The following is a 21,725-nucleotide window of genomic DNA, read 5'->3' as shown; positions in this document are numbered from 1 at the left end:
TAGTGGCCGATGATACGCAGGGGGCAGACCCACGCCGCCCGGCTGACTATGTTGACCGTGGTGGTTCGGCACCAGCGGAGGCCGTATCGCCCGCTCTGGGCTTCGTAGGCTGGCTGCGATGGGGGTGGCGTCAGCTGACCTCGATGCGGACGGCACTTGTTCTGCTGCTCATTCTTGCGATTGCTGCGATTCCTGGTTCGCTTTTTCCTCAGCGGATGGCCGACCCCAACGGTGTGACGCAGTGGAAGACCGATAATCCCGATCTTTTCCCGATTCTCGACGCCCTGCAACTATTCGACGTGTACCTGTCGGTCTGGTTCTCGGCGATCTACCTGCTGCTGTTTTTGTCGCTGATCGGCTGCGTGCTTCCGCGTGTGAAGCACCACCTGAAGGCACTGCGTACGCAGCCACCACGCACGCCTGTTCGCCTCCAGCGGCTGGCCGATAGCGCCGCCGTTACCCACGATGTTGCTGCATCGCCCGCTCAGGCAGCCGAGCGCTCGGTCGAGCTCGCCCAGGGCCAGCTGCGCAAGCTCGGCTACCGTGTGCACCGCTACGACGGCCGCGGCCAGTGGTCGGTATCGGCCGAGCGCGGTTATGCACGCGAGACGGGAAACCTGATGTTTCACCTCGCTCTGCTAGGAATCCTCGTGACGGTGGCAGCCGGTGGCGGCTATGCCTATACCGGTCAGCGGGTGATGACCGAGGGCGAGACTTTTGTGAATACGCTGCTTGATTACTCTTCGATGAACAAGGGGCGTTTTGTGGGCGAGGGATCGCTGGCTCCGTACGCCATGACGCTCGACAAGTTCGATGTGACCTATGAACCCTTTGGTGAGGCAGGGTCGGGGCAGGCCGGAAACTTCGAAGCCCATGTCACACTCAAAGAACCGGATGGTTCTTCGCGGCAAGAATCGGTGCGCGTCAACCATCCACTGAGTGTTGATGGTGACCGCGTGTATTTGCTCGGCAACGGCTATGCCCCCACCATTACGGTGCGCAATGCGGCCGATGATGTCGTGTTTACCGGGCCCGTGCCGTTCTTGCCGCAGGACGCCAATATGACCTCGCTCGGTGTGCTCAAAATCACCGACGGAATGCCTGAACAGTTGGGCATGGTCGGGTTCTTCTACCCGACGCAGGTGCAGCGTCAAGATGGTGCCTATGCCTCGTTGTATGGCGACCTCATTAACCCTGTGCTGACGCTCGATGTCTACGAAGGCGATCTGGGCATTGATGACGGCACGCCCCGCTCGGTGTATGTGCTCGACACGACAGAGATGACCAAGCTCACGGGGCGCGACACCGATGGCGAGTCGATCGAACTGGCACCGGGAGAAACCACCGAGCTACCCCATGGCCTCGGCACGATCACGTTTGACGACACCTCGCCAGAGGGCGCAACAGACCTTAGTCAGTCGGTGAAGCGGTTCGCCTCGCTGCAGATTCACCACGACGCATCGGCTGTATGGGTACTTGTTTTTTCTGTGCTCGCTGTCGCGGGCTTGTTGCTGGCCCTGTTTGTTCCGCGCCGCCGTATGTGGGTAAAAGCACAGGAAGAAGACGGCCGGATGCGGGTGGAATACGCCGGTCTTGCCCGCGGCGACGACCCGACACTCGCCGGTGCCGTGCAGTCGCTGCTCGACGCCCATACGCGCGAAATGGCAGCTGCCGGAATTCTCGCGACACAGGCCGACGACGACAGCGCAACCACCCCCACTCTTTCTTCGCAAGCATCACGAAAGTAGGCTGAAATCATGGATCTTGATTCGCTCTCGGTACTGATGATCTGGACCGCTATTGCGATCTATGTGGGTGCCTTTATCTGCTTTGCCTTCGACCTTGCGCGGCGCTCACAAGTGGCATCCGATGAAAAGCTTGCGCAGCCCGAGCTCGTTCTGGCCGGGGCTGGCGCTGGTGCGGCGGCCAGCGCCAGCGCAGGTACGGGCGTTGGGGCGGTATCTCCCACGCAGGGCGCTGCGGCACGTTTTGTGATGGCGCGCGTGGGTATGGCGCTGACGGTGCTGGGTTTTGCTTTTCACCTGGGCGCCACGATTTTGCGCGGTATTGCGGCCGAGCGAGTGCCGTGGTCGAATAACTACGAGTTTGCGATGACGGGCACCGTGCTCATCATTGCCGTTTATGTTGCCGTCAACATCAAGCTTGATCTGCGCTATCTCGGCACGTTCATCATGGGCCTCATGGTGGTGCTGCTGGGCGGAGCGACGCTGACTTTCTATGTTGAGGTGGCGCCGCTGTCTGATCCGCTCAAGAGCGCATGGCTCGTTATCCACGTTTTTGTGGCATCGCTCAGCACCGCATTCTTTGCCCTCTCGTGCGCGCTATCGGCCCTGCAGCTCATGCAATCGCGTCGCGAGCGTTTTGTGGCCGAGGGCAGCGGAAAAAACCGGATGCGGTTCTTGACGACTCTGCCCGATGCCGAACGGCTCGAGGCTCTGGCCTACCGTTTCGCGACGATCGGGTTTATTCTTTGGACCTTCACCTTGATCGCCGGGTCGATTTGGGCGCAAGACGCCTGGGGGCGCTACTGGGGCTTCGACGTAAAAGAAACCTGGACGTTTATTATCTGGGTGCTGTATGCCGGATACATTCACGCGCGCGCGACGCGGGGCTGGCGAGGCAACCGCGCCGCCTGGCTGTCGATCGTGGGCTTTAGTGCCGTGATCTTCAACTTCTCGATAGTCAACATTTTCTTTAAAGGGCTGCACGCCTACTCAGGCCTCAACTGACGCGGCACGCGCCAACCCGCGAGCGGAGGTGGTGCGTTGCAGCGCTGTCGCGATGATCGTGACGATGAGCGATAGCACCGCCCACACCATTAGACCCACGAGGGCGCGCGAGGCCCCGGTTTCTCCCAGCAGTGCCGTGAGCGCTGGCGCAGTCGGCAGGGCCTGTGCCACACCAACCAGCCATGCAGGAACGGTCGAGAGAATGCCGGTGCCGGTTGCCACGGTGGCAGCCAGCGCGGCAATCCATCGCCCTGCACCCCCAAAGACGGCGACGAGCGCCTGGTGCACGGCAGCAAAAGCGATGCCGGTGACAGCGGCGATGCCGGCAAATGTCCACCAGTGAGCGGCCGAGTAGTCGGCAACAAACTGCACGACAAGAGCAACCAGCACGCCCTGTGCTGCGCCGAGGACGGCGGCCGGTGCAAAGGAGCGCAGTGCGAGCGCGGTAGAAGAGCGGCGTGACGTGAGAGTGTGGGCGCTCACTGCACGCAGGGCAATAAACGAGGCCAAGCCGCCCAGCCACAGGGCAACAGCGGCAAGCAGCGGAATAGTTGTGGCACTAAACATCGACTCATCGCCGCTCGTGGCCTCAACAGGAGACGCTACGGCCGAGGCGATGCTCTGTGACTGGTCGTCGGTGAAGCGGGGGAGCTTGCTGGCCGCCTCACCGAGCCCTGCGGCTAGCTCGCTCGTGCCGGTGGAAAGTTCGTCAAGGCCCGCACTCAGTTCGGTGGCGCCTTCTGCTAGTTCACCGGCGCCGCTGCTGAGCTGGCTGGCACCGGAGCCCAGTGCGCGGGCACCGGTGGCGCTCTGGTCTACACCATCGCCGAGCTGTGAAATACCGCTGGACAAACTGCTGGCCGCTTCTGCAGCCGTCTCCATCTGGCCGGCAAGGGTCGCCGAGGCCTCGGTGTCGAAGGTGCCCAGGCCGCTAGCCACGCCGTCGGCGGTGCCCGCGGCGATATATGCCGGTTCGACAATGCCGCCGGTGGTTTCGGCGACACCGGCAAGTTGCATGCAGAACTCCATCGCATCCGGGCCCAGGGCAAAGCACTGCTCGGCCAGTTCTCCCAAGCTCGTGGCAGCACCCGCCAACGACTCGGCCACGGAGGCCGAAGTGGTTGCGGCGGCACTGGCGGCACCGCTCAACTCGGCCGGAACCAGCCCGTTTTCACGCAGCGCGGTGGCTCCTTCGGCCAGGCCGGTACCGAGTTGGCTGGCACCGTCTGCGGCATCCGAAGCCCCCGTACTGATCTGATCTAGGCCCTCTGCCAGCGCGCCTGCCCCCGAGGCTACTTCGGCCGCGCCATCAGAAAGCTGCGTAGCGCCCTCGGGTAACTGACCGGCACCGTCGGCAGCATCGCGGCTGCCGGATGCAAGCTGATCAGCACCGTCAGCGGCCTCATCGATGCTGTCGCCCAGGGTTGTAAAGTTCACCAGCACGTTGTCGATGGTGGCCTCGGCCAGTTCGCTGTTGAGCGCACTGGTCGCTGCCTGCGCAATCTGCGAGGTGAGCAGCGAGTCGGCGATGCGCCCATCGGGGGCGGAATCGACCGTGATAGTAGCTGTCGTGGGGCTCTTTTCGGGTTCGCTGATGGCCTGGGAACCGGAGGTAGCGGCAGCCGAGAAGTTTTCGGGAATCGTCACAATCGCCTGGTAGGTGCCATCAGAGAGGCCCTCGGCGGCGTCATCGGCATTGGAGATCACCCAGTCGAGGTTTGAGTCGATATCGTCGGAACCTTCAACGAGGCCCGCTGCCAGTTGGCGACCCAGCGGCACAAGCTGGTCATCAAGGGTGACCGGTTCATCGAGATTGACGATCGCGGCCGACATCGAGTCGAGGCGCTGGTCGGGTGATTGCAGAGCGAACACGAGAATGCCGCCAATGAGTGCCGGCAAAAGCAGCACTCCCAGCAGCGTCAGCCAGGTGACGGGTCGGTGTGAACGGGCGCGTTCCATAGTCATACGGTTACCTTTGCCGGGTGGTGAGACGAGGCGTCGTCGGGGGATGAAAAAGAGCTGGTGCGGCGGCGGTGCAGCGCGGTGAGATCGAGCAGTTCGCTGTCGTGCCAGCCGGCCTGCGCAAGCGCTGCGCGCGCCTGGTCGGCGTTTTGTGCAGTGGCAATAATGGTGAGCGGGCCGCGTTCGCTGCTACCCGTACGGGCATCACGCAGACGAGCACAATGCTGGTCGCGGGCTGCCGACGCAGGGATATCGATGTCGGTGACGACCACCACGCGCGGATTGCCGCGTAATGCTTCGCGCAGTTGGGCTGCAGCGTCGCTAGAAGCCAGTGCGGCAAAACCGACGGTGCGACGAACGGTCGATGCGCGCGTGGGCACAATGTGCGAGTCCACACGAAGGTCTCCGGACGTGGGGCGTGAGCGCCCCGCGACCGTAAGTGCCAACAGGGATCGTTCGTGCTCCGAGCCGGTAATCACCAGTGCCCGACCGGGTGCTACCCGCAGGTGCGGCACAACAATATCGCGGGCCGTGGTAGCAACCACCAGGTTGTCGGCGGCCACCGCCGATCCATCACCGGGCCATCCGCTGAGCGAACGCTCATGCTCCACGGCTTCCCCTTCAATATCCACGTGTGGTAGCAGGCGTGACAGCCAGGCGGGGAGCCACCAGGCGTGGCGGCCCAGAATGGTCATGAGCGCAGGAATAAGCGTCATACGCACAAGGAAGGCATCGATCGCGATTCCTGTCGCCAAGCCCAGCGCGATCGGTTTCAGCGACGAATCACCCTCGGGCACGAACGCTACAAACACCGCGAACATGATGAGCGCGGCCGCCGTAACAACACGGGCGGTGCTGGCAAAGCCGGTGCGCACGGCGCGGCGAGCGGCACGATGAGCAGCATCCGGGCCCTGTAAGCGTTCGTTGTCGTGCACGAAATCTTCACGCATGCGCGAGACCAAAAACACCTGGTAGTCCATGGCGAGACCAAACAGCACACCCATGAGCACAATCGGCATAAAGCTGATGACAGGACCTACCCGAGTCACCTGCAGGGCATCGGCAAACCAGCCCCATTCGAATACCGCCGCAACAACACCAAAGGCCGCGACAATCGACAGCAGATAACCGAGCGCCGCAGTGACAGGAACCCATATCGAGCGGAACACGATGGCCAAAAGAATGAGCGAGAGCCCGATCACGAAGGCGCCGAATGGAAAGAGCGCGGCACCCAACTGATCAGAAATATCGATCGCGACAGCTGTGTATCCGGTCACACTCAGATCAATGCCGTAGTCATTCAGCCACGCGTCGTGGTGGGAGCGCAGTTCGCGCACGAGATCGGCTGTTTCTGGGGCATCCGGGGCCGTGGTCGGAATGATCTGAACAATGCCGGTGTCTGCGTTTTCATTGGGCGTGGCAAGAGCAACCCGGTCAACCCCCGGAATAGCTTCGACCTCGCGTTGCAGATCGGCCATCAAGCCGAGCGGATCGGTGGAGGTGACAATGGTGCCGGTCAGAATCAGCGGACCATTAAAACCTGGGCCAAACTGTTCGGCAGTGAGGTCGTAGCTGATGCGGGCCTCAGAGTCGGCGGGCAGCATGCCCGCATTGGGGAGCGCCAGTTGCAGGCTCGCTGCGGGGATGGCCAGCGCGCCCAGGCCCGCAATAACTGCGGCAGCAGCCAGAACCGGATGCTTGGTAACACCGCGCACCCAGCGGGCTGAAGCGCTCATACGTGGCTCAGTTTCTGGTTGCGTTTGTGCCTGCGCGCCGGTGTTCTTCGTGTTCTTTGCGTTCTTTGCGTGACGCTTTTTACCCGCCACTCGATGGCCCAAGAACCCAAGAAATGCTGGCGTGAGGGTGACGGCAATTGCCACGGCAATGGCGACGGCAACCGAAGCTGCGATACCCATCGTGGTGAGGAAGGGAATACCAGCAAAACCCAAACCGATCAGCGCAATGAGTACCGTAACACCGGCAAAAACGACGGCCGAGCCCGCCGTGCCCGTAGCCTGTGCTGCCGACTCCTCGGGGTCGGTGCCGGAGCGCACCTGGTCTTGATGACGCGAAACAATGAACAGCGCATAATCGATCCCGACCGCGAGCCCCAGCATGAGTGCGAGAAGCGGGGTCGTCGACGACACGGTGGCGAAGGCGGTGGCAATAAAGATGGCGGCCATCGATATCCCCACGCCAATGATGGCGGTGATTAGCGGCAGCCCGGCAACAACAAACGACCGGAACGTGACGATCAGCACGATGAGGGCAATGATGAGCCCAACCGCTTCGATGAGGCTCACGCCAGGAATAGAGGTGGCAAACAGGTCGCCCCCCAGGGCTGTTTGTGCGCCGGCGGGGAGTTGATCGCGCAGGGCTTCGCTGATGGAGTGCAGTGCGTCGGTGCTCTCTTCGGGAACATCAAAGCCCTGGCCGTCGAACTGCAGGCGAATGATGGCAGCGGTTTCGGCATCGTTGAGCATGCCGTCGACCATTTCGTCGAAGGGCGAAGTGGCCGAGAGTACTCCGTCGAGCGCGCCCAGTTCATCAACAACACTGTCGATCGGTGCGCGATAGGCGGCGTCGGTGATGGTGTCTCCCTCGGCGGCAACAACAAGAATTTGTGCGCTTGTGCCGCTCACCTGCGGAAACGTACGACTGAGCTGTTCGAGGCCCGCCTGCGACTCGGTGCCGGGAATCGAGAAGGTGTTGTCGGTTCCCTTATTGAACGCTAGGGCTCCGCCCCCGGCAATGCCCAGCACGAGCAGCCACGCGATGAGAACGCGCCACGGGTGCCGGTACGACCAGCGGCCAAGGGAATACAGGAGTGCAGACAAAGGGGTTCCTCCGAGAGCGGTTGGATACACAGATGTATCCGATACACCTCTGTATCGTAATGGTTACACGACAGCCGACTCTGTGTGCCGGGTGAGAGTTCCTTGCCGCGCCGTGGCAGAGTTAGCGCAGGAGGTGACAGTAGTGTCGACATCAACACGCAGCCGTGAAAATACGCGGGCGCGGCTTTTGGAGGCCGCAGCGCTCGTATTCGCCGAGGTCGGACTCGACGGCGCGAGTGTCGAGGCAGTCTGCGAACGGGCTGGTTTTACCCGCGGTGCGTTCTATTCCAACTTTGCATCGAAAGACCAACTTTTTCTCGAACTTGCCACGAGCGTGGCAGAAGCGCGGCTTGCATCCGTGGCCGCACGGGTGACCGAACTGGCCTCACAGGGCGTGCTCGACACCAGCGACCCGGTCACGCTCGTGCAACAGGTGATGGACTCGGCCGGTGACGACCGGCTCAGCATCATGCTGCTCAGTGAAATCCGCATTCGTGCTCTGCGTGATCCTGCATTCGGCAATGCGTATCTGGCGCAAGAGTCGGCTTTGATCGACAGCATCGCGGCGATCATCGGTCGCGTCACGGATGGCGGCACCATCGGCATCGGAATGGATGCACGAACCGCCGCGCGACTACTCAGCATTATTTGGGAGGGCACCACGGTGCGCGGAGCCATGGCGGGCCTCGACGACGATCAGCTTCGCCAGGCAGGCAGCCGCGAACTCGGCCGCATGGTCGAACTACTCGTTACCCGCGCTGACTGAGCACCGCGTAGCAGCGGCGCACACGATCAAGCCACCACTGCCGCCGATCGGCCGGGGCAGCAAGACGGCGCAGGGCGGCGGCATCCGGAATCACCCGCTGGGTCGAAACATAACCGGCAATGGGCCGTGCCGGGGCAAGGTCGTCGGCCATGAGCGCGGCCGTACCTAAACCGCAGTCGCCCGCCAACTGCGGCAGTGAGGCAGCCAGGCCCGCACCCAAAGAGAGCCCGACCGCCGTGTCGAGAGCACTAGAAACCACCACGGGCAGCCCTGCCTCAGCAACAATGCGCAGCGCAGCATCGATTCCGCCGAGCGGCTGCGCCTTAATCACAAGCAGATCGGCGGCTTCGGCCCGGGCAACTGCCAGTGGGTCTGCCGCTTTACGCACGCTCTCATCTGCGGCAATCAGAATGCCCGTGGGGTGAATACGCGCCCGCACTGCGGCCAGTTCGGGCACCGAAGCACACGGCTGCTCCACATATTCCAGGTCATACTCGACCAGCCGCGAAATGGCTCGCTCGGCCTCATCGACCGACCACCCGCCATTCGCGTCGATGCGAATACGACCCGCGGGGCCCATCACCTCGCGCACGGCAGCCACCCGCGCGATATCGTCATCGAGGTTCTGACCGCGCTCGGCTACCTTGACTTTCGCGGTGCGACAGCCGTCAAAACGTGCGAGCACGTCGGGTACCGACTGCGCTGCAACTGCCGGAACCGTGGCGTTGACCCGGATGCTGTCGCGAAAACTGTGTGGTCGTGGCTGTGTGGCATCGCTCATCGCTGCCTGTAGCCACACAGCTGCCTCACGGTCGTCGTATTCCACAAAAGGTGAGAACTCTGCCCAGCCATAGGGTCCCTCAAAGACAACAGCTTCGCGCACTGTCACGCCGCGAAACCGCGTGTTCATGGGCAGGGCAACCACGTGTGCCGCGGACACCAGGTCGTCGAGTGTCATGGTCGGCGGGGTGGCGGGCGAGAAGGCAGGCATGTACCCATCTTGCTCTGGCTCGCACAAGAACGCCCGTATACAGGCGGTGCCGCTTAGGGTGGATGCTGTGAGTGACGCATCCGTTTCTGAACTGTTCGATCCTGCGCAGTGGGTTCTTGCGCCCGGCGCCGAGGCGTTTACCGATATCACGGCGCATGTTTCGCAGGATGGCCGTATTGCCCGTATTGCTTTTGATCGCCCCGAGGTGCGCAATGCCTTTCGGCCGCACACGGTCGACGAACTGTACCGTGCACTGGATGCAGCCCGGCAAGACCCGCGCATTGGCGTGGTGCTGCTGACCGGTAATGGTCCAAGCCCCAAAGACGGCGGCTGGGCGTTTTGTTCGGGTGGTGACCAGCGTATTCGCGGGCGCGATGGCTATAAATACAGCGACGACGAGACGCAGGTTCACGACACGGCGCGCGCGGGTCGCCTGCACATTCTTGAGGTGCAGCGGCTGATCCGGTTTATGCCGAAGGTGGTTATTGCGGTTGTGCCGGGGTGGGCTGCCGGAGGAGGCCACTCTTTGCATGTGGTGTGCGATTTGACGATTGCGAGCGCCGAGCATGCCCGGTTTAAGCAGACCGATGCCGATGTGGGCAGTTTTGATGCCGGCTATGGCTCGGCTTATATGGCGCGGCAGACGGGGCAGAAGTTTGCGCGCGAAGTGTTTTTTCTCGCCGAAGAGTATTCGGCGCAGCGTGCCTACGAGGCAGGGGCTGTGAACCGTGTGGTGCCGCATGCCGACCTCGAGACCGAGGCGATTGCGATGGCAGAGACAGTGCTGGGTAAGTCGCCGACGGCTATTCGCATGCTCAAATTTGCTTTTAACGCCGTCGATGATGGGCTCGTGGGGCAGCAGGTTTTTGCCGGTGAGGCTACGCGTCTGGCCTACGGAACCGATGAGGCCGTAGAGGGCCGCGACTCTTTTCTGCAAAAACGCGACCCCGACTGGTCGGCTTTTCCGTACCACTTTTAATGTGATGAAGTTCCGGATGCTGCACCACCCCGCCCGCTCTCTGTGTTCGGCCGCTACCCGCCCGGGTGGTCGGCGATGACCCGGTGGGCGCGCAGCGAAACGACCGACGACCCGGTTGCGTTGACGCGCCGCATTCGGGAAGCGATGGATGGCGGCGACCCGGTGCTGCTGGGCGGAGCGCCGGATGACCGGCTGCGGGTGGCTCATGATGTTGCCGCGGTGGTGGCGACTTCGGGTTCGACGGGTGTGCCCAAAAAGGTGGCGCTCAGTGCTCGGGCGCTGCAGGCCAGTGCTGCGGCCACGGCGGCCACGATCGGTGCCGGGCAATGGATGCTGGCGCTGCCCACCCAGTATGTGGCGGGGCTTCAGGTAGTGGTGCGGTCGCTGTTGACCAACAAAATTCCGGTACCCCTTGAGGGGCCGCTGCGTCCCGATAGCTTTGTGACCGCCACGCAGCGTGCGGTTCGTGAGGCTTTCGGTGCGCCCACTTTCACGTCGCTCGTGCCAGCGCAGTTGGGACTGCTGGTCGACGCCGCAGAAGACGCCGATACCGGAGAACCTGTTCGCCAGGCACTGCACGCGTATCAGGCGATTCTTGTTGGCGGACAGTCGACTCCGGCGAGCCTTGCTGAGCGTGCCCACAGGCTGGGCGCCCGGATTGTGCGCACCTATGGTTCGAGCGAAACCGCGGGTGGCTGTGTTTACGATGGGCAGCCGCTACCGGGTGTATCGGTGCGGGTGGTCGATGGCGAACTGCAGTTGAGTGGCCCCATGCTCGCCGAAGGCTACGTCGATGACCCCCAGCAGACGGCAGAGCATTTTGTGCGCGACGCTGGCCGACGCTGGTACCGCACGGGCGACAGCGGCGACTATGAGGCAGGCACGGTGCGGGTGACCGGACGCCGTGATCGAGTATTTATTACCGGCGGCACGAACGTGTCTCTTGACCGAGTAGAAAACGTGGTGCGTAGCATCCGGCATGGTGCTGATGCCGTTGTTGTGGCGCTACCGCATGAGCGGTGGGGGCAGTGCTGCGTGATCGTTACCGACCGCCATGGTGACGCCGCGGCCGGGCTCTTTCAGCAGGCGCGCGAGGCCGTTGCCGAACAGCTCGGCAAACCTGCCCGCCCCACCCGGCTGCTGACTCTCGACCCGTTACCGCGCCTGGTTTCGGGTAAACCCGACCGCGAGGCCATCACCGAATGGGCCCTGCGAGTGAGCACACATACATCGCAAGAACGATGACTCCGCACACTTGTGCGCGTAGCGTGACAGTGTGAACATTCCTCCTCGTCCGCGATATTTCGCGATCGAAGTGGCCGCCGGCGCCGTAGCACTCGTGCTGTCGGTCGCGGTTGATCTGGTGTTCCTTAGCGACATGGGCGGCTGGGTGCCGCCATCGGTGGCGCTGACCGCATCGATCATTGTTGCCGTCATTATGTGGGCGAGTGCCACTATTGCGCGCTGGATGCCGCATGTTGCTCTTACCGCAGCCTGGGGCGGTGCCGTGCTGCAAATGGGTGTGGGGCTGTGGCCCATGGTGAGCAATCTCGCCGTCTTGGGGGTGCTGTTTGCTACGGCCGCGTGGGGAAGCCGCCGCGTCATGACCCTGGGTGGTATTTCGGCCCTGGTGGGTGGGCTCATCGCCGGTATGTATTCGGCACTGCGGCCCGGAGCCCTCATCGACGACGACCTGTGGCATGTGCGCGTTGTTGTTTTGGGCGGGTTTTTGTCGGCCCTGTTTATTGCGGCGCTGATTATTTCATGGGGTAGCGGTCTGCTGTGGCGCCTCGTGCGACACGGGCGGGCAACACGCGAAGCCCAGGTGCGGGCCGAAGCGCTCGCGGCATCTGAGGCAGAAAGGTCGCGCATCGCCCGCGATATGCACGACGTTGTTGCGCACTCTCTCGCCGTGGTTATTGCGCAGGCCGACGGTGCACGGTATGTGGCCACACAGAATCCGGATGCCGCGACAGCGGCCCTCACGACGATTGCCACGACCGCGCGCAGCGCACTTGCCGATGTGCGCACCCTGCTTACACAGCTGCGGCATCGTCAGGCGGTGGGTCCTCAACCGATGCTCGTTGATCTTGACGAACTGTTTCAGCAGGTGACCGACAGCGGCCGTGAGCTGGCCGTCACAGTCGAGCCCGAAGCGCCCGGCGAACCCGCCGCTGCGCTCCAGATGGCCGTATACCGCATCGTGCAAGAGGCGCTTACCAATGCGCTGCGTCACGGTAGCGATACCGCTCCCATCACTGTTCGGCTTGCGTGGTGGGCTGATGCGGTCGACATTGTCGTCGCTAACCCTGTGGCCGCGAACTCTGGTGTATCGCGCGGCCGTGGTGCAGACAGCGATGCAGTGGGGCATGGAATCATTGGAATGACAGAGCGCGCACAGTTGGTGGGCGGAACACTGACGACCGAACGCCGCGACAATACTTTTGTCGTGACGGCCCGAATACCCGTGGGGAGCAGCGAATGATTCGAGTGGTGCTCGTCGATGACCAGGCACTGTTTCGCGCAGGCATCCGGATGCTTGTCGACTCCCAATCCGATATGCAGGTGGTCGGTGAAGCCGACAACGGTCAGGAAGCCCTCGCTGTCGTTGCAGAGGTGCGTCCCGACGTGGCCATGATGGACATTCGGATGCCGGTCATGGACGGAATCGCCGCGACAACGGCACTACTCAGTAGGCCCAACCCGCCACGCATCATCATGCTCACCACGTTTGACCTCGACGAGGCAGCCGCCCGTGCCATTCGTGGGGGAGCGAGCGGCTTTGTGCTCAAGGATGCCGACCCAGAATTTGTGCTCGCCGCTATCCGTACCGTGCATGCGGGCTCGGCCGTGATCGCCGCCGCCGCCACGCACGACCTATTTGGGCACTTCGCTGAACCCGAAACAGCTGTTCCGGAAGCATTCCACGACCTCACCGAGCGGGAACGAGAAATCTTCGCGCTCGCCGCACGAGGTTTGTCGAATACAGAGATCGCTGACAAGGAATTTTTGTCGGAGGCGACGGTAAAAACGCACATCAGCAGGATTCTCAATAAGCTCGGCTTGCGCGACAGGGTGCAACTGGTTGTGTTTGCTTTTGACCATGGGCTCACCACAAACCCTTAGGCTCGCAGTATGAGACTCGTGCCAGCTTTTGTGATCGATGCGGTTCTGGTGATCATTTTTGCTGTGCTGGGCCGAGCCTCGCATAACGAAGAGCCGTGGATGTTTTGGCTGACGGCATGGCCGTTCTTGGTGGCGCTTGTTCTCGCCTATGCGGTTGCGCTGCTGCTGGTGCGCGGCCGGAAACAGCCGTGGACGCTCACCTGGGGTGCGGTGACATGGTTTGTGACGGTCGTGGGCGGCATGCTGGTGCGCATTGCCTCGGGCGACACCGCCCAGCTTCCGTTTGTGCTGGTGGCCACAGCAACCTTGGCGCTTTTCTTGGTGGGCTGGCGGTTGATCGTATTCGGCATTCGCGCGTCACGCCGCCGCCAAGCCGCTCAGCGCGGAGACTGAGCGGCCAACCGCATGGCGGGAGTAATCTCGCGCCGCACCCATGTGAAGGCAAAGCGGCGATCGTAGCCGCGCGAACACGTGGCACACGAGGTATCACGGGTGGGGCGGCGGTGCCGAAAAACCGTGTGCCCGTCGGGGCATGTTCCTACCCACGGCGCGAGTTCGGTGGCTGTCTCGCCATGGTGTGTCGTGCCACCGATATAGCCGATCTCGGCGGCAATGCGCTTCCACGTCGGGCCGTGACCGGCGGCATGGCCTGCCAGGGCGTGAGCCACCTCATGCAGAAGCACCTGGTGAATCTCGTCGTCACTAAAACGTGCCGCGAGATAGCGCGATACGGTGATGCGGCGGTCCACGTAGTTGCACAGTCCCGCACGCCGTTTAGCGTGGTCGAAGTCGAAGCTCCAGGTGTCGTCGAGATATAACCGGAGCAGGGCGTCGGCCCAGGTGCGCACACGGTCAAGATCGGCCATAGTGACGAAGCTAGCTCATAAGCGACGAGGCTAGCCCAAAAGAACCGAGTCGAGCGCTGCGGAACCCTCGTCGGAGCGTCGTCGCTCCACTGCTTCTATGGCCAGCAGCACCGATTCGAGCGCTGCGGAGTCGGCACCCGTTTCTTGTCGCAAAAACAGTGTGCGTTTAAAGCTTTCGCGCGCCTGTTCCCAGTCACCCGCTTCATAGGCGTTCTTTCCGTGGTGCTGGTGCGCAAAAGCCGCGATACCGAGCCAGCCCTGGCCCTCTGCCTCCTCGGCTACGTGGAACAGAATCTGGTCGGCGTGCTCGTGTCGACCCTGAAACTGCAGCACGGTGGCGTGCAGCACCCGCGCCCGCAGAAGGTCTTTTCGGGTGCCGGCCATGCGGGCTAACCGCACCGTTTCTTCCGACAGTGCCTGGGCCTCGTCCAGACGCTGGAGCACCTTCAAGAGCCATACGCGTTCGAGCAGGGCGGGCAGGCTGCGCTGCGAAGAAATTTCATCCAAACGCGACTGACATGCTTCGGGGTCGACGATCTCTCGCAGAGTTGTACTGTCGTATCCCAGAATCTCGCTCACGCCTGCTCCTTCTGTGCTTGCCTATCCAGTGTGCCCCCTCTAGCTCAGAACAGGCGACGGCACGCCCTGCGCCACGGTCGTGATGCTCGCGCCACGGATCAGCAGCATCCGGATGCATGTGAATATATACGTGTTTTCCACATACCTGACGTATTCGTTTACCGAACGAACAAAGTCTTGCGACTCTTTGTTAGAGCCGAACGCGCCCCCCGACGGAATCCCTCTGGAGTCCGTGCGTTCGGCATCAAACCTCACCGCGGAGTGTGCAAAAGCTGCGCACTCCTTTGCTCTTGCACACTCCGCGGATCGCACGGAACAAAGGAGTCATCGTGTCCGAATCCCCCCAGGTGTCGCGTACCGCGCGCCGCGTGCTCCCGGCAGTTGTCGCCGCCGGAGCACTCGCCGTATCGGGAGCCCTCATTCCCGCCACGGCCGCACAGGCACAACAGGACGACGAAACAACGACGCTCAACGGGTACCGCAACGTTGGCTACTGGGGTCAGTGGAGCGCCGGAAGCGACGACCTCACCCTCGGCGCACTCTTCGCCGACGGCACACTCGGGGCCTCACTCACACACCTGAACTACTCATTCGGCAACGTTGCAGGAAGCCAAGAAGACCTCGACATCGCCCGTGATGCCGGAGCCCAAGGCCTCGACAATGTCGACCCCTACACCTGCTTCATCTCGGACGCACCGAATGACGGCCCCGCAGGCACCCGTGCCGGAGGCGATGCAGAACAAGACTTCTTGCGGGCGTACTCCGCCGAAGAATCGGTGCTGGGTATCGCCGACACCGCTGACCAGCCGCTGGCGGGCGCCATGAACCAGGTTGCCCAGCTCAAACGCCTCAACCCCGACCTCAAGGTGCTCGTATCGCTCGGCGGATGGACCTGGTCACACTCCTTCTCGACCGCCGTCTCGACACCCGAAAACCGTACGGCACTCGTGCAGTCGTGCATCGACCTGTACATCGACGGAAACCTGCCGGAGATCGACGGGCGCGGCGGCGATGGCGCAGCATCCGGCATCTTTGACGGCTTCGACCTCGACTGGGAGTGGCCGGGAGCCCCCGATTGGTCACAAGAGGTCGGCAACGTGGTCGACGAAGAAAATGACCGCGCCAACTTCTTGGCATTCGTGAAAGAACTGCGCGAAGCGCTCGACGCGAAGGGCGCAGCCAACGACAAGCTCTACGAGCTGTCGGCATTCCTTCCAGCCAGCCCCGGAGTCATCACCGCCGGTGGCTGGAACGACCCCGAACTGTGGGAGTACCTCGACTTCGGCAACCTGCAGGGCTACGACCTGTGGGGCACGTGGGACCCGATGACCGGACACCAGGGCAACATCGTCGGTGACCCCGACCACAACTGGGGGCTGGGCCTGGAATCGATCGTCGCCTCGTACACGAACGAAGGAATCGACCCCGCACGGTTGAACCTGGGCCTCGCCGCCTACGGTCAAGGCTGGAAAGACGCAGAACTCGAACCCTGGCAGCCCTCCGGCGGCGGAGTCGACGGCGGCACACGCCCCTGGCATGAACTGAAAGACGCCGGCTTTGACTTTCACTACGACTACGTCGGCGACCAGTTCAACGCCGCATACGCTTACAACCCCTCCACTCGCGAATGGTTCTCGGTCGACGACCCGGTAGCGGTTGAAGAAAAAACCAAGTGGGCCATCGAACAGGGCCTGGGCGGCATCGACTTCTGGCAGCTGGCCGATGACCGCGATGGTGATCTGCCCCTCGTAAGCGCTGCCGCACTGCGCGACGCACAAACCGGGCCACTGGCAGGTAACGAGCTGACTGACTGCTCTGCAGCATCCGGCTGGAATGCTCTGACCACCTACAGTTCGGGTGACCGCGTCACGATCGATGGTGCCGTGTTCGAAGCACTGTGGTGGACACGCGGAGCAATGCCCGGCGAATCAGCCAACAGTGTATGGCAAACCGTCGCAGCATGTGGCGTCGACGAGGGCGTAGTGCAGCCCTGGTTCGCCGACCGTGTCTATACCAGCGGTGACACGGTGCTGCATGACGGCAACGTCTACGTCGCGGGTTGGTGGACTCGCGGCGAGGTACCGGGAACACCCGGTTCCGCCTGGACAACACGCTAGGCGGCAAAACCGAAGCGGGCGACGGCAGTGGTGTGACGTCGCCCGCTTCGTCATTCGTGACGCAATTGTTTATCGCAAAAACAGTGATGAGTCTGGCTTAGGCGACGCCACCGCATCGGCATCGGTAATGATCGTGGCACCCTGAGTAAGTGCTGCCACCTCGCGATCCTGGGCAACCTTCGCCGGATGCGGCCCGGCAGCCATCAACCGTGGAAGCCACTGCGTCGGTAGCGGCGCGAGTGAAGCCACGACTACCAGGTTGCCGAAACGACGGCCCTTCAGAATCTGTGCGTCGGCCAGCACGGCTATGTCGCGAAAAACCGTGCGGATGGTGGCGATTTGGCGGCGAGCGAACTGCAGGCCCGGGCCGTCGGCCACATTCACAACCACGACGCCCTCCGGCGTGAGTAGCTGTGAAATCTCGCGGTAGAACTCCAGAGTTGTCAAATGAGCGGGCGTCTGTGCACCGGCAAACACATCAGAGACCAATAGGTCGACCTTGCCCGTGATGGCCGGGGGTAATTTGCGAAGACCCGCGCGAGCATCGGCAATGCGAATCCGAATCGCGGCGTCACGAGGCAGCGGCAGGCGGTCGCGCACGAGTTGAATAAGCGGCGCTTCCAGCTCAATCACCTGTTGGCGAGAACCGGGCCGCGTAGCAGCAACATAGCGCGGAAGAGTTAGCGCACCGGCGCCCAAATGCACCGCCGTTAAAGGGCCCGCCGGTAATTGGTCGATAACGGCTCCGATGCGAGCGACGTACTCAAAATGCAGGTGCGTCGGGTCATCAAGATCCACGTGCGACTGCGGGGTGTCGTCGACAAAAAGCTCGTAACCAGAAGTGAAAGCCGATTCGACGACCTGCGCGTAAACGCCGGAATCGAGCTGAACTGCCGGTGAGTTGAGATGACGAGAGCGGTTTCTGCCCATGGTGTGAGCGTAGCCGAGCGGCCAGTAACAGTGCCCTCATACCCCAGTGCGCAGCGAAGGTCAAGGAGCGTACTAGACATGTCGGAAATTCACCAGTATAGTGGGAAGTTGCGCTTCGCTTCTCCCTGCCCTCATATGGTGGTCGGCAGTTCCCGGCAATGCCTGTTCGTGATGAACGGCTCGCTCTTTCCGGGTCTGAGATGAGCGACGCACTCCACCTGACTACTGAGGAATCAACAAGCCCCTGGGGGCTTACGGAGGTTATTCCCTTGGCTGCTGCTCGCAACGCATCCACCACCACCCCCAAGAATGGCCGCGAAGCTTCGCGCCTTTCGTTCGCAAAGATCTCCGACACGCTGACGGTCCCCGACCTTCTTGCACTGCAGACCGAGTCCTTCGACTGGCTCGTAGGCAGTGAGGCCTGGAAAGCACGTGTCACCGAGGCAAAAAAGGCTGGTCGTAAAGACGTCGCCGAGGTTAGCGGACTGGAAGAAATCTTTGAAGAGATTTCTCCCATCGAAGACCTCAGCGAAACGATGCAGCTGAGCTTTACCAACCCGTACCTCGAGCCCGAGAAATACTCGATCGACGAGTGCAAGGAGCGTGGCAAAACCTACGCTGCGCCGCTGTACGTCGAAGCCGAGTTCATGAACCACCAGACCGGTGAGATCAAAACTCAGACCGTGTTCATGGGTGACTTCCCGCTACAGACGGGCAAGGGCACGTTCATCATTAACGGCACCGAGCGTGTTGTTGTCTCGCAGCTGGTGCGTTCACCCGGTGTCTACTTCGACAAGACGCCCGACAAGACCAGTGACAAAGACATTGTTACTGCGCGTGTGATTCCTAGCCGCGGCGCCTGGCTCGAGTTCGAAATCGACAAGCGTGACCAGGTTGGTGTGCGCATCGATCGCAAACGTAAGCAGTCGGTGACGGTGTTCTTGAAGGCACTGGGCCTGACCAGCGAAGAGATTTTGGCCGAGTTTGCTGGCTTCCCTTCGATTGAAGAGACACTGGCGAAAGACACCATCCTCACAAAAGAAGACGCACTGCGCGACATTTACCGCAAGCTGCGTCCGGGTGAGCAGGTAGCTGCAGAAGCCGCTCGTGCGCTGCTCGACAACTTCTACTTCAACCCCAAGCGCTACGACCTGGCCAAGGTTGGTCGTTACAAGATCAACCAGAAGCTCGGACTCGACCAGCCTCTCACCGACTCGGTGCTGACGGTCGAAGACATTGTTGCCACCATCAAGTACCTTGTGCGCCTGCACGCCGGCGTTGACACCTTTGAGGGTATTCGCGGTGGTAAGAAAACCGAGATGCACCTCAACATCGACGACATCGATAACTTCGGTAACCGTCGTATCCGTGCCGTCGGCGAACTGATTCAGAACCAGGTTCGTACCGGTCTTTCGCGTATGGAACGTGTTGTGCGTGAGCGCATGACAACGCAAGACATCGAAGCCATCACACCGCAGACGCTGATCAACGTGCGTCCGGTCGTTGCTGCCATTAAAGAGTTCTTCGGTACCTCGCAGCTGTCGCAGTTCATGGACCAGAACAACCCTCTGGCCGGCCTCACTCACAAGCGTCGTCTGTCAGCACTGGGCCCCGGCGGTCTTTCGCGTGATCGCGCCGGTGTTGAGGTTCGTGACGTTCACCCCTCGCACTACGGCCGTATGTGCCCGATTGAGACTCCGGAAGGCCCCAACATTGGTCTGATCGGTTCGCTCGCATCGTTCGCGCGCATCAACTCCTTCGGTTTCATTGAAACCCCGTACCGCAAGGTCGTAAACGGTAAGGTCACCGACCAGATCGACTACCTCACGGCGACAGAAGAAGACGAATACGTTATCGCTCAGGCCAACGCGCCGTTGAACGACGATGGCTCGTTTGCTGAAGAGCGTGTGCTGGCTCGTGAGCAGGCCGGCGAGGTCGACCTCTTCCTGCCGGAAGAGATTGGCTACATGGACGTCTCGCCGCGCCAGATGGTGTCGGTGGCAACCTCGCTCGTGCCGTTCCTTGAGCACGACGACGCACAGCGCGCTCTGATGGGTGCGAACATGCAGCGCCAGGCTGTTCCGCTGCTGCGCAGCGAATCACCCATCGTTGGTACCGGTATGGAAGGCTACGCGGCCGTCGACGCTGGCGATGTCATCACCGCTGAGCGCTCCGGTGTCGTGAGCGAAGTGTCTGCCGATCGCGTCGTGCTGCTGCTCGACGACGGGGGCACACAGGAGTACTACCTGCGTAAGTTTGACCGTTCGAACCAGGGCACCAGCTACAACCAGCGTGTCATTGTGTCGGAGGGCGAGCGCATCGAGGTCGGAGAGGTCATCGCAGATGGTCCCGCGACCGAGAATGGCGAACTGGCGCTGGGTAAGAACCTGCTCGTGGCATTCATGCCGTGGGAGGGCCACAACTTCGAGGACGCCATCATTCTCAGCCAGGAGCTGGTGAAAGACGACACACTTTCTTCGATCCACATCGAAGAATACGAAGTCGACGCCCGCGACACCAAGCTGGGTAAAGAAGAGATCACTCGTGACCTGCCCAACGTCAGCCCCGAACTGCTGAAAGACCTCGACGAGCGCGGCATTATCCGCATCGGTGCCGAGGTTCGCCCCGGCGACATCCTGGTAGGAAAGGTAACACCGAAGGGTGAAACCGAGCTTTCCGCCGAGGAGCGCCTGCTTCGCGCGATCTTTAACGAGAAGAGCCGTGAAGTTCGTGACACCTCGCTGAAGGTTCCGCACGGTGAGCAGGGGACCGTTATTGCGGTCAAGGAGTTCGACGCAGAAGAGGGCGACGACGAGCTTGGCTCGGGCGTCAACCGTCGCGTTGTGGTCTACATTGCCCAGAAGCGCAAGATCACCGAGGGTGACAAACTCGCTGGCCGTCACGGCAACAAGGGTGTTATCGCCAAGATTCTTCCGGTCGAAGACATGCCGTTCCTCGCCGATGGAACACCGGTCGACATTCTGCTGAACCCGCTGGGTATCCCCGGCCGAATGAACTTCGGTCAGGTGCTCGAAACCCACCTCGGCTGGATTGCCCAGCAGGGTTGGAAGATCGAAGGAAACCCCGAGTGGGCCATCGACCTGCCAGAAGAAGCACGCGATGTTGCACCAGGAACGAAGGTGGCAACACCCGTGTTCGACGGTGCGAGCGAGCGTGAAATCTCAGGCCTGCTCGATGCAACCCTGCCGACGCGTGATGGTGAACGACTCATCGGTGCTAGCGGTAAGACCACGCTGTTTGATGGTCGTAGCGGTGAGCCCTTCCCCTCACCGATCGCCGTGGGATACATGTACATCCTCAAGCTCCACCACCTGGTCGACGACAAGATTCACGCTCGTTCGACAGGCCCCTACTCGATGATTACGCAGCAGCCGCTGGGTGGTAAAGCCCAGTTTGGTGGCCAGCGTTTCGGAGAGATGGAAGTGTGGGCGCTGGAGGCATACGGTGCCGCTTACGCGCTGCAGGAACTCCTCACCATCAAGTCGGACGACATCCTCGGGCGCGTCAAGGTCTACGAGGCCATCGTCAAGGGCGAGAACATTCAGGAGCCCGGTATTCCTGAGTCGTTCAAGGTGCTCATGAAGGAAATGCAGTCGCTGTGCTTGAACGTCGAGGTGCTCTCGGCCGACGGCACCACGCTCAACCTGCGTGACACCGACGATGAAGCCTTCCGCGCGGCCGAAGAACTAGGAATCAACATTTCTAGCCGTTTCGAATCCGCCTCGATCGACGAGATCTGAGCCAGCCCACGATAAAGCTCCGGGTAGCAGCGGTGCTCAACTGCAACCGCACCCCGAAATT

Annotated in this window: 16 protein-coding genes; 10 read left to right on the top strand and 6 right to left on the bottom strand. The window is 61.8% G+C overall.

Features of this window, described 5'->3' with window-relative positions:
* Window positions 1-2 precede the first annotated feature (2 nt).
* Both resB and ccsB read left to right on the top strand, forming a co-directional pair.
* The gene (gene resB, locus ACQUSW_RS05830) at window positions 3-1,748 is read left to right on the top strand and encodes a cytochrome c biogenesis protein ResB (RefSeq protein WP_428931355.1); all 1,746 of its coding nucleotides are present in this window, start codon (window positions 3-5) and stop codon (window positions 1,746-1,748) included.
* A gap of 9 nt (window positions 1,749-1,757) precedes the next feature.
* A complete protein-coding gene (gene ccsB / locus ACQUSW_RS05825) occupies window positions 1,758-2,750 on the top strand; it encodes a c-type cytochrome biogenesis protein CcsB (protein WP_428931354.1) in 993 nt (330 codons plus the stop codon).
* Here the strand turns inward: ccsB and ACQUSW_RS05820 are convergent.
* Both ACQUSW_RS05820 and ACQUSW_RS05815 read right to left on the bottom strand, forming a co-directional pair.
* Window positions 2,736-4,715, bottom strand: coding sequence for a YhgE/Pip domain-containing protein (locus tag ACQUSW_RS05820; RefSeq protein ID WP_428931353.1), 1,980 nt, complete (start codon window positions 4,713-4,715; stop codon window positions 2,736-2,738). The genes ccsB and ACQUSW_RS05820 overlap by 15 nt on opposite strands.
* Window positions 4,712-7,549 (bottom strand): MMPL family transporter, encoded by a 2,838-nt coding sequence (locus ACQUSW_RS05815; protein ID WP_428931352.1) that lies wholly within the window; start codon window positions 7,547-7,549, stop codon window positions 4,712-4,714. The genes ACQUSW_RS05820 and ACQUSW_RS05815 overlap by 4 nt, the downstream gene beginning before the upstream one ends.
* 142 nt (window positions 7,550-7,691) lie before the next feature.
* On the opposite strand from ACQUSW_RS05815, the gene ACQUSW_RS05810 reads away from it, so the two are divergent.
* Window positions 7,692-8,315, top strand: a complete 624-nt coding sequence (locus ACQUSW_RS05810; protein WP_428931351.1) for a TetR/AcrR family transcriptional regulator — start codon at window positions 7,692-7,694, stop codon at window positions 8,313-8,315.
* Here the strand turns inward: ACQUSW_RS05810 and ACQUSW_RS05805 are convergent.
* On the bottom strand, window positions 8,299-9,306 hold the full coding sequence (locus ACQUSW_RS05805; protein WP_428931350.1) for an o-succinylbenzoate synthase: 1,008 nt from the start codon (window positions 9,304-9,306) through the stop codon (window positions 8,299-8,301). The genes ACQUSW_RS05810 and ACQUSW_RS05805 overlap by 17 nt on opposite strands.
* A 67-nt stretch (window positions 9,307-9,373) precedes the next feature.
* On the opposite strand from ACQUSW_RS05805, the gene ACQUSW_RS05800 reads away from it, so the two are divergent.
* The 5 genes from ACQUSW_RS05800 to ACQUSW_RS05780 all read left to right on the top strand — a co-directional run bounded on the left by ACQUSW_RS05800 (window position 9,374) and on the right by ACQUSW_RS05780 (window position 13,804).
* Window positions 9,374-10,285: a 1,4-dihydroxy-2-naphthoyl-CoA synthase gene (locus ACQUSW_RS05800; protein WP_428931349.1), complete on the top strand. Its 912-nt coding sequence runs from the start codon at window positions 9,374-9,376 to the stop codon at window positions 10,283-10,285.
* Window positions 10,286-10,360: 75 nt separating this feature from the next.
* The gene (locus ACQUSW_RS05795) at window positions 10,361-11,530 is read left to right on the top strand and encodes an AMP-binding protein (protein ID WP_428931348.1); all 1,170 of its coding nucleotides are present in this window, start codon (window positions 10,361-10,363) and stop codon (window positions 11,528-11,530) included.
* A gap of 31 nt (window positions 11,531-11,561) precedes the next feature.
* Complete coding sequence (locus ACQUSW_RS05790; protein ID WP_428931347.1) at window positions 11,562-12,770, top strand: sensor histidine kinase; 1,209 nt, start codon at window positions 11,562-11,564, stop codon at window positions 12,768-12,770.
* Complete coding sequence (locus tag ACQUSW_RS05785; RefSeq protein ID WP_428931346.1) at window positions 12,767-13,411, top strand: response regulator; 645 nt, start codon at window positions 12,767-12,769, stop codon at window positions 13,409-13,411. Before ACQUSW_RS05790 ends, ACQUSW_RS05785 begins: the two co-directional genes overlap by 4 nt.
* A gap of 9 nt (window positions 13,412-13,420) precedes the next feature.
* Window positions 13,421-13,804 carry a DUF3054 domain-containing protein gene (locus ACQUSW_RS05780; RefSeq protein ID WP_428931345.1) on the top strand — a complete coding sequence of 128 codons (384 nt, stop codon included), beginning with the start codon at window positions 13,421-13,423 and terminating at the stop codon, window positions 13,802-13,804.
* On the opposite strand, the gene ACQUSW_RS05775 is transcribed toward ACQUSW_RS05780, so the two are convergent.
* Both ACQUSW_RS05775 and ACQUSW_RS05770 read right to left on the bottom strand, forming a co-directional pair.
* Window positions 13,789-14,277, bottom strand: a complete 489-nt coding sequence (locus ACQUSW_RS05775) for a SprT-like domain-containing protein (protein ID WP_428931344.1) — start codon at window positions 14,275-14,277, stop codon at window positions 13,789-13,791. The genes ACQUSW_RS05780 and ACQUSW_RS05775 overlap by 16 nt on opposite strands.
* Window positions 14,278-14,307: 30 nt before the next feature.
* Window positions 14,308-14,856: a hypothetical protein gene (locus ACQUSW_RS05770; protein ID WP_428931343.1), complete on the bottom strand. Its 549-nt coding sequence runs from the start codon at window positions 14,854-14,856 to the stop codon at window positions 14,308-14,310.
* A gap of 329 nt (window positions 14,857-15,185) precedes the next feature.
* On the opposite strand from ACQUSW_RS05770, the gene ACQUSW_RS05765 reads away from it, so the two are divergent.
* A complete protein-coding gene (locus ACQUSW_RS05765; protein ID WP_428931342.1) occupies window positions 15,186-16,973 on the top strand; it encodes a glycosyl hydrolase family 18 protein in 1,788 nt (595 codons plus the stop codon).
* 69 nt (window positions 16,974-17,042) lie between these two features.
* On the opposite strand, the gene ACQUSW_RS05760 is transcribed toward ACQUSW_RS05765, so the two are convergent.
* On the bottom strand, window positions 17,043-17,903 hold the full coding sequence (locus tag ACQUSW_RS05760; protein ID WP_428931341.1) for a spermidine synthase: 861 nt from the start codon (window positions 17,901-17,903) through the stop codon (window positions 17,043-17,045).
* Between the two features lie 269 nt (window positions 17,904-18,172).
* On the opposite strand from ACQUSW_RS05760, the gene rpoB reads away from it, so the two are divergent.
* The gene (gene rpoB / locus ACQUSW_RS05755; RefSeq protein WP_428931874.1) at window positions 18,173-21,664 is read left to right on the top strand and encodes a DNA-directed RNA polymerase subunit beta; all 3,492 of its coding nucleotides are present in this window, start codon (window positions 18,173-18,175) and stop codon (window positions 21,662-21,664) included.
* Window positions 21,665-21,725 lie beyond the last annotated feature (61 nt).

Source organism: Microbacterium luticellae, assembly GCF_050408645.1.
Classification (GTDB): Bacteria; Actinomycetota; Actinomycetes; order Actinomycetales; family Microbacteriaceae; genus Microbacterium.
The sequence above is the reverse complement of the archived record's forward strand: the minus strand, read 5'-3'. Positions and strand labels throughout refer to the sequence as shown.

Bases quoted from the DNA above. Each gene is read 5' to 3' on its own strand.
- ACQUSW_RS05775 (WP_428931344.1), bottom strand. From the start codon at position 14,277: ATGGCCGATCTTGACCGTGTGCGCACCTGGGCCGACGCCCTGCTCCGG.
- ACQUSW_RS05805 (WP_428931350.1), bottom strand. From the start codon at position 9,306: ATGCCTGCCTTCTCGCCCGCCACCCCGCCGACCATGACACTCGACGAC.
- ACQUSW_RS05820 (WP_428931353.1), bottom strand. From the start codon at position 4,715: ATGACTATGGAACGCGCCCGTTCACACCGACCCGTCACCTGGCTGACG.
- ACQUSW_RS05795 (WP_428931348.1), top strand. From the start codon at position 10,361: ATGACCCGGTGGGCGCGCAGCGAAACGACCGACGACCCGGTTGCGTTG.
- ACQUSW_RS05760 (WP_428931341.1), bottom strand. From the start codon at position 17,903: ATGGGCAGAAACCGCTCTCGTCATCTCAACTCACCGGCAGTTCAGCTC.
- ccsB (WP_428931354.1), top strand. From the start codon at position 1,758: ATGGATCTTGATTCGCTCTCGGTACTGATGATCTGGACCGCTATTGCG.
- ACQUSW_RS05785 (WP_428931346.1), top strand. From the start codon at position 12,767: ATGATTCGAGTGGTGCTCGTCGATGACCAGGCACTGTTTCGCGCAGGC.
- ACQUSW_RS05780 (WP_428931345.1), top strand. From the start codon at position 13,421: ATGAGACTCGTGCCAGCTTTTGTGATCGATGCGGTTCTGGTGATCATT.